At 56.4% G+C, this 2,010-nt stretch carries 2 protein-coding genes; both read left to right on the forward strand.

Going from position 1 to position 2,010, the window contains the following annotated elements; genetic code table 11:
• Positions 1 to 570 (forward strand): S1 family peptidase (locus tag BJF89_RS19150; protein WP_222843837.1); only part of this gene is annotated, 570 nt, incomplete at its 5' end.
• A 109-nt stretch (positions 571 to 679) separates the two neighbouring features.
• The coding region (locus BJF89_RS11370) for an AMP-binding protein (RefSeq protein WP_083650679.1) at positions 680 to 2,010 on the forward strand (1,331 nt) is incomplete at its 3' end.

Here is a 2,010-nt window from a genome sequence, read left to right on the forward strand (position 1 = left end):
CTCTACGGCGTATCGGCTGGTCATTGTGTAGACCCCGATACGCTCGGCGGGCAGCCTACTAGAATAACCACAGGTTCAGGATCGGTGCTGTGGACGCCGCAGAATGGACCGATCCAGTACAAGTCCGAGGTCGGCGGGCTTGGTCCCGGTGCGACGGTGACAGACTACTCCGTGTTTCCCCTGTCCCCTGGAGTCAGTGACACTGGGACAGTCACCAGCGCACCGGCTGTGGGAATCCGGGAGGTTGACCAGTTCCTCGCCCAGGTCGCCACTGCCCCGCGTGCGCGGGTCGGTGCTCCGGTTCCAGTATCGTCGGTCGCCGTGGGGGACATGGTGTGCAAAGACGGTGCCTCCACGGGAAGGACGTGCGGGCCGGTGCTATCGGTCAACGCGGCGACGGGAGATATCTTCGCGTTGATTCCGGCGATCTCTGGTGATTCTGGAGCGGCGTTGACAGTCAACCGTGCGGGCGTGCTGCATCCGATCGGGATTCTTTCAAGCGGGACCCCGGTGCTGTTTAATATGTTCGATTCGACGACGCAAGCCCTCGAGGTCTCTGGTCATAGATAGGTCCACCTGATGTGGGCTAATCTTTGGTAGTGCAGTTGGGGGATCCCGTCCGGGGCCCTGTCAGAAGAGGACATCGTTTTCGGTGGACGAGGAAGGATAGTGGCGTTATATGAGAAGCTCAGGTCAGCAACTACTGTTTGATGCAAAAGGTTTGTTTCGCGGTGCTCGAGCAGCTATCTCGGCGGGCTTTTTTAATGGTTTTCGGCTCGAGGACGGTTTCGCCACGGTGAAGGGTATCGGACGCTATGGTGCTTCGCTTTCGGGACTGTTAGAGGTTGCTGCTGACCGTTTCCCTGATCGGGTTGCACTGGTTGATGATGAGGGTGAGCTCACGTTCTCCGAGTTGCGTGAACAGGCAGTCTTGACTGCTCAGTCGCTTGTCGCTAACGGAATTAACGCTGATAGTCGAGTCGGGATTATGGCCCGTAATGGCCGCGGTTTCATTATTCCGTTGGCAGCGAAGGGGTATGTCGGGTTCACAACCTTCCTTCTGAATGTCGGAGCGAGTCGCGCGCAGATATCCAGCATTTCTGCTGATCATGGAATTAATTTTCTGTTCATCGATTCTGAGTTCGATGACCGGGTACCTGATGAGAGGGCTGGAATCAAGGTATGCCATTCGTGGGTCGGTGATGGCTCTCGTGAAGACATTGACTTTCCTGCGTTGCGTGATTTGTGGTCCACCCCGGGTGCGGGCGAAGTCGTGTTTGAGCGTCGGCCGTCGCAGGGGAGTGTTGTTCTGATGTCGTCGGGGACAAGTGGTACTCCGAAGGCTGTTCAACATGGTGAGCCTCATGTACCTCTGGGGGTCCTTGGCCCGCCCGTGGAATCATGTGGGTTGCAAGCGGGGTGCTCTCTGCAGATGACGGCAAGTATGTTCCATGTGCTTGGTTGGGGAGCGTCGTGTATCGCGCTGTTCGCTGGTTGTACTGTTGTGACCCAGCGGGTCTTCGATGCTGAGAACGTTCTGCGTCAGATTGATCAATACCGTTGTGATGGTTTGATCAGTTCTGCGGTCTTCCTCAAGGATCAGCTAGCTATACATGCTTCCGACCCGGAAGGCTATGATACGTCCTCGCTCAAGTTTATTCTTAATGCAGGTAATGCGATGAGCGAGGATTTGGTGCATGGTTTGCACCGGCAGTACGGGTACATCGTCGGTTCTGGGTATGGTTCCACAGAGGGTCTTCTTGTCTCCTACTCGCATCCCTCTGATCTGAGGGAAGATCCGTTAACTGCTGGGCATCCTGTCTGGAACGGACGTTTAGAGCTACTTGATCCAGAGACTGGCGATGAAGTAGCGGCGGGCGATGTAGGTGTCGTGCACGCCCGTAATGCGATGTCGATGAAAGGCTATCTTGGCAGTCGAGATCGCGAGGACATCACGCGGGGTCTGCTGAGCTTAGGCGACAAGGGTGTCATCGATCCGGAGACCGGTCG

This window comes from Corynebacterium sp. CNJ-954 (genome assembly GCF_001942345.1).
Lineage (GTDB): Bacteria > Actinomycetota > Actinomycetes > Mycobacteriales > Mycobacteriaceae > Corynebacterium.